Consider the following 5,690-nt stretch of genomic DNA (forward strand, 5'->3'; position numbering starts at 1 on the left):
TGAGCGAGTACCCGACAGTACTTGTTAAGGTCGTATTTGTTGACCCCAGGAGTATCCATCCAATAGCGCAGTGCCTTGTTACGAACGAACTGTGCGGTTCGGATCGCTTCGTCAATCGCCGCGTATTGGTGGGGCTTCCCTTTGATTTTGAACTCAAGAACAAGCATCGCACCGTTGGCATCGGTTGTACGGACAATCTTGGCACAAAAAAGCAGGATTGTCAAAAGCCGTCCTAGAAGGACGGGGTTTTAGACCCAAAATTCTCAATAAAGAAGGTCTGCCCGTTCGCTCTCATCAAGGGTCGTTCCCGTCAGTGGGTCGGTGTTGGACGCGGTGACGGGAAGTGCCGTGCGATCATCGATGGATAAGTCTGTTGAGAAAGACGCTCCTGGCCAACCGCTTCCCTGGGATACGTCGGCGATCGCATTCGGGGAACGGAGTTCTGTGACCCCCAGATGGCGATCGCTTGCTGTGATCTCCTGGACCATAGCCGTCGGGGTGACGGTCACATCCGGCTGTGGGGAGACATGGGCAAAGAAAAGTTCTAACATTGTTGATTTCTAAAAAATTAAACACGATTAAGCGATAAATATGACCATCAGCGGCTTGGTTCCCGTGAAAGACAATCATATTTAGGCGCTGGAGCAATCCGTTAAGCCACTGCTCTAAGGGTTTGGACTGAGGCAGCCATGATTGGGTTCAATGCGATCGCAATTTATCGCTAAACCACCTCAAATTGATAAATCGTAGAATGACCCGCAATGTCCAACAATCGTGACCCCCCTAGGGTTGCCAGCCTAGAAGTTGCCAAGCCGTCAGGGGTTCCGTCTTACCCTTAGCGGCGATGGGCGATCGCGATTTCACCCGCAAGCGATCCCCTCCGCCGAGAGCCTCGAACACCGATCGCGAAATCGTAATTTCTCCCGCCGGAGTCGAACTTTCCAAACGTTTCGCAGTATTCACCACATCGCCAATCGCCGTATAAGTGCGGGAGTCTTCCCCGCCAAACAACCCCTCAATGGCCGTTCCAGAATGCACCGCACAACCGGCTCCCAACCCCAGAGGCGATAACACCCGTTGGGCGGCCTCCTGCATCGCCATAGCGCCGCCTACTCCCTGTTCGACCGTGGGATAAATTGCCATCACCTCATCGGCGGTCAAACTCACTCGCAAGGGCTGAAAACTCGTTGCTGCCGGTTCAACGGTCTGATAATACTGATTGAGAGTGGCCGCCACCTCATCGGGAGACGTCTGTTCGCACCACTGGGTGAAGCCGCGCACATCCATAAACACAAACGTCCGTTCTCGTCGCTGAAACCGTAACTGACGAGGGTCATTCATCGCTGCATCCACGGCATACGTTCCCAACCCCCAACGGGCCAAATTCTGCAACACCAAGGCCGTCTCTTGAAGTTGGCGACGCTGCACCATCACCTGAAGGGTTTGAAGCCCCACAAACAGCCCAATTAGTAACAGAGCTTCCACTAAAAACTGGTGATGGGAAAGTTGGGTAAAGTTAGTGATATTGTCCCAGGTGACCGCGAGATTTTCCGACTTCAGCTTCAGGGCAACATAGAGGGCAATAAACATCCCAATTCGGACTAAGCTTTCGAGGGGAACAATCCAACGGAATGCCTGAGGGAACCCGTGAAAGCGCAAACCTTGTAATACGGCGATCGCCCCAGCAAATGCCCACAAGACCAGATGATTGGGTTCGCCGAAAAACTCCCAACCTTCGAGGGGAAAATCCACCAGAGTATACATGGCTGCCCCAATGAAGTTGCCCCAAAAGTGATGGGCTGTCCTTCGGGAGAGATAAGCCGCCTGTATGAGCATGGCGGCGATAATTAGGTAATGTCCAGGGTAGGTGAGATAGTCCCACCACCCCATTAAGGAGATTTCCGACAGGGCGTTGAGTAAGAGAAAGTGACCGCTGTTGGTAATGAATTCAGCGACGAAGGCACTGGTGCGAGTTTCCTGTAAGGGCGTTTCCATGGGCTGGCTGGATGGGGGGTTGAGAAAAGGCTTGAACACAGTGTCCTCCAAGATCATGGCCGCAAACACACCCAGATCGCCGTTGAGACTCCTTAACCCTCTACTCTTGAGCTTTCCTGTGGCGAGACCCCCGGAAGATGCCAGTCATCACCACACCACTAACGACCATCGCCACTAAGCCTAACCCATTTAACAGCACATACACCGGGCGCAGTTGCGATCCCAGATAGGTTCCTTGATGAATATACATCATGACATCGCCGAAATTGTCGGACCCGCCGAACCAGGTTTTACCGATGCGGTAGGCCACTCCTGTGAACGCCGTGACGAACAAGGGTAGAAAAACAATCGGGGCCAGTTTGCGGTGCAGGTTTCTGAGGGTGCGAGGGTTCATGAATAAGACTCCAAAGTGTCAGACCAAAAAGGTGAAATCATAGCGAAAGATGACGTCACGGGTCCGTTGGACTCACTCATATTGAGAGACCATCCGTAGGATTGCACCCGTGCCACGTTTAAGACCTTAGACCAAGAAAGTTACAAAATTCTGAACGTCCCTGGGCTCGAACGAGTGGTGTTCGCCAAGGGTAAACGCACCTGAAAACAACTTCCTTGTCCCAGCTTAGATGACACGGTGATCTGACCCCCATAACCGTGAGCGATGGTTTGAGCGATGGATAACCCCAATCCTGTGCCACCGTGACGATGCGATCGCGCCTTATCTGCCCGCCAAAAGCGATCGAACAGGTGCGGGATGTCCGCCGCCGCGATGCCGATTCCGGTGTCGCGGACGCTCACGAGGACGTCTTGTTGCTGACGCATCACCTGCACGGTCACTTGTCCCCCTTCAGGGGTATATTGCAGGGCATTTTCGGCAAGATTGGCAAATAAACGCCGCAGGTGGCCGCCGTTAGCCCTGACGAGGAGTTCTCCCTCGGACGGTGGGGTGTAATCAAAGATAACTCTCTTGTTTTGAGCGAGCCATAGCAACGGTTCGATCGCATCGTCGAGGACTTCATCGAGAGAAATGACCCGTCGCTCCTCCTGGCCCCCATCGTCTATACGAGCGAGTAATAGTAAATCTTCCACTAATTCCGACATTTGATCCGCTGCACTGATAATGGCCGCGATTTTCTGGGTATCGCTTGGGTGAATGCGTTCGGGGTGATGTTGCATCACCGAGACGGAGGTTTTTATGGCGGTTAGGGGCGATCGCAACTCATGGGAGGCATCGGCGGTAAACTGTCGTAGGCGATCGAAACTGCGTTCGACGGGTTTGAGAGACTCTCGCGTCAGCCAAGTTCCGCCGATGGCGGTCAAGGCTAAGGCCACTACACTGCCAATCCCCAACCCCCAGCGCAACCGCTGTAACTCCGCGTCGAACATCTCCGTCGATTCGCTGGCACGGATATATCCCACCAGTTGCGGAACATCGCGATATTCCCCCATCACCGGAATCGTATAGGAGCGCAGCTTGTCATGTTGCTGTTTGACTCCCGTTTCAGGAATGGTCTCGGCAATCTCCCAGGTGGGGAAGAGATCCCCCTCGCGCACCATCAAGCGACGCTGAGGGTTAAACCACTCCACTCCCTGAGAGTGGGAGCGCAGATAGTCTGAAGGAACCTCGAAAATCCCCTCCTGGCGATATTTGTCCATCAACTCCGAGAGGTTGTTCGGAAGGGTGATTTGAGCGATCGTCTCGGACCCATCGCCATCGCTGACGGGACGAATGGGGTTGCCAGATTCGAGTCGGAACACCTGGCTATTGCGTTCTTGCCAAACTTCGTCTTCAGCGTCTTCGAGGTGTTCTTCAAACTCGTGACGCACCACGGGTAAGGTTCGCGCGGCGGTTTGGGCTAGGCTTTCTAAGTGGTTATCGAGTTGCTGTTGTAGGCGTTGGGAGAGGACTTGATAGACGCAAATGCCGGAAAGGCCCAAAATGGTCGTCGTTACAGCCAGATAGGACAGCAATAGGCGAGTTCCAATGGCGTTAAATTGCGGATTCGAGGTTGGGGTTGAGTCGGTAACCAATGCCATAGAGGGTTTCGATGAGATCGGGGGGTGCGCCGGCGGCTCGTAGTTTTTTCCGTAAACGGCGCATATGAGCGTTGATGGTATTTTCGTCGGGAATATCGGCGTCGTAGCACCAGAGGCGATCGAAAATGAGATCTCGCGTCACCACCCGGCCGCGATTGCGTAGGAACAACTCGACTAAGCCGTATTCTTTGGGGGTGAGGCTGAGGGGGACCTCGTTGTACTGCACTTGTAGGCGGCTCGGATCAAGATGCAGTTTTTCCCAGGTTAACACTGGGGACGGTTGGCTGTTGCCCCGTCGCAGCAACGCCCGTACTCGGGCCAGTAATTCGGCTACATCGAAGGGTTTGACGACATAATCGTCGGCCCCGGCATCTAAGCCCAGCACTTTGTCGCCGCTGCTGTCGCGAGCGGTCAGCATGAGGACTGGGGTGGTGCGGCCACGATCGCGCAACTGGCGACAGAGGCTCACGCCATCGAGTTCAGGCAACATCACATCGAGTAGGATCAGGTCATACTCGAAGGCTTCGGCGAGTTCTAGGCCTGAGCGTCCGTCGGTGGCGGTTTCGACAACGTAACGGCGATCGCGGAGGGCTTCGGCTAAGGGGTTAGCGATGCGATCGTCATCTTCTATGAGCAAAATTTTCATCCTTATTTTAGCATTTTAGCGTCATTATTTGAGGGGTATTGGTTATTAGGTTGCCGCTTGAAATTGGGCCATTAACCAAGCCCCCACCTGGGACTGATCCTGATGGCGGTTGCGTTGTAGGGTTTCATCAAGGATGGCGATGTCTAGTCCCGGACAGATGAGGGAACTGTCAATTCTCAGGCTACCGCGATCGCTCATTTGATCGGCTAAAACTTGGGCGGTTTCTACATCGACAATCCAATACTCAGCAACTCCCACTTCTTCGTAGAGAAACCGCTTGACCGTGCGATCGTCAAGGAGGGAGGATTTGGCGACGTCTACGACTAAGTTGGGGACTGGATAGGTTTCGAGATGGACAATTCCGGTGCTACTCGGAATGGCGATCGCTTGAGACCCAACATAATAGGCTAAATCCGGCTGAAATTCCACCTCTGCGGTTTTACGGAAGGAACAGTTATCTAGTTCTCGAAAGGGAATGCCTTTCAAAATGCTGTATAGGTTAATAGCTAGGGACATGATACTTTGGTCGCTACTCTGATCGAAGCTGACGGGGAGTTGCAGATCGATGTGCATTCGTCCATGAGTATAATAGCCCTTGGACTTAACCTGGGCCGAGTCTTCCAAGGCACGCAGGTACTCATTCCAGGTGACCCGAACCCAGGTTTCATCGATACTCAAGCGGCTGACTCGTGTTGCGATCGCCTGGGGCTGATTTTGAGTGGGTAGCCGGATCATTGTTAGGGGTGAATGTTTAAATGATGGGAGTCTCGGGATAATTATAACTCAGTGTTTCTGGGGAGAAACTGCGTTTTGAGCCGCTGACAAAGAAACCGGGTTTCTGGCAGCATCTCGATTCTTTCATAAAGATTTAAGAAAGAAACCCGGTTTCTGAGAGTTTATGAACCCAGCCGGTTAACCTGGGATAATTGCCCTAGCTTGACATCAAACGATGCGGTTTCATCACAGCCAGCCTGTTGATTGTTCGCATCAATCAACAGGCTGGCTGTGATGAAAC

6 protein-coding genes and 1 pseudogene are annotated in these 5,690 nt (G+C 53.1%); all 7 read right to left on the reverse strand.

Annotated elements, in window-relative coordinates; translation table 11 throughout:
• Positions 1–167 (reverse strand): annotated as a pseudogene (locus R6U67_RS10815) (RNA-guided endonuclease TnpB family protein); the annotation flags it as partial.
• Between the two features lie 96 nt (positions 168–263).
• Positions 264–551 (reverse strand): hypothetical protein, encoded by a 288-nt coding sequence (locus R6U67_RS10820; protein ID WP_410252553.1) that lies wholly within the window; start codon positions 549–551, stop codon positions 264–266.
• Positions 552–783: 232 nt separating this feature from the next.
• Positions 784–2,034, reverse strand: coding sequence for an adenylate/guanylate cyclase domain-containing protein (locus tag R6U67_RS10825; RefSeq protein ID WP_410252554.1), 1,251 nt, complete (start codon positions 2,032–2,034; stop codon positions 784–786).
• 61 nt (positions 2,035–2,095) lie between these two features.
• Positions 2,096–2,389 (reverse strand): hypothetical protein, encoded by a 294-nt coding sequence (locus R6U67_RS10830; protein WP_410252555.1) that lies wholly within the window; start codon positions 2,387–2,389, stop codon positions 2,096–2,098.
• Between the two features lie 140 nt (positions 2,390–2,529).
• Positions 2,530–4,029, reverse strand: coding sequence for a sensor histidine kinase (locus tag R6U67_RS10835; RefSeq protein WP_410252556.1), 1,500 nt, complete (start codon positions 4,027–4,029; stop codon positions 2,530–2,532).
• Complete coding sequence (locus R6U67_RS10840) at positions 3,983–4,675, reverse strand: response regulator transcription factor (RefSeq protein ID WP_410252557.1); 693 nt, start codon at positions 4,673–4,675, stop codon at positions 3,983–3,985. Before R6U67_RS10840 ends, R6U67_RS10835 begins: the two co-directional genes overlap by 47 nt.
• Positions 4,676–4,720: 45 nt before the next feature.
• Positions 4,721–5,410, reverse strand: coding sequence for a Uma2 family endonuclease (locus R6U67_RS10845; RefSeq protein WP_410252558.1), 690 nt, complete (start codon positions 5,408–5,410; stop codon positions 4,721–4,723).
• Positions 5,411–5,690: the final 280 nt, after the last annotated feature.

The sequence above is a fragment of the Sodalinema sp. genome, from assembly GCF_046483825.1.
GTDB lineage: Bacteria > Cyanobacteriota > Cyanobacteriia > Cyanobacteriales > Geitlerinemataceae > Sodalinema.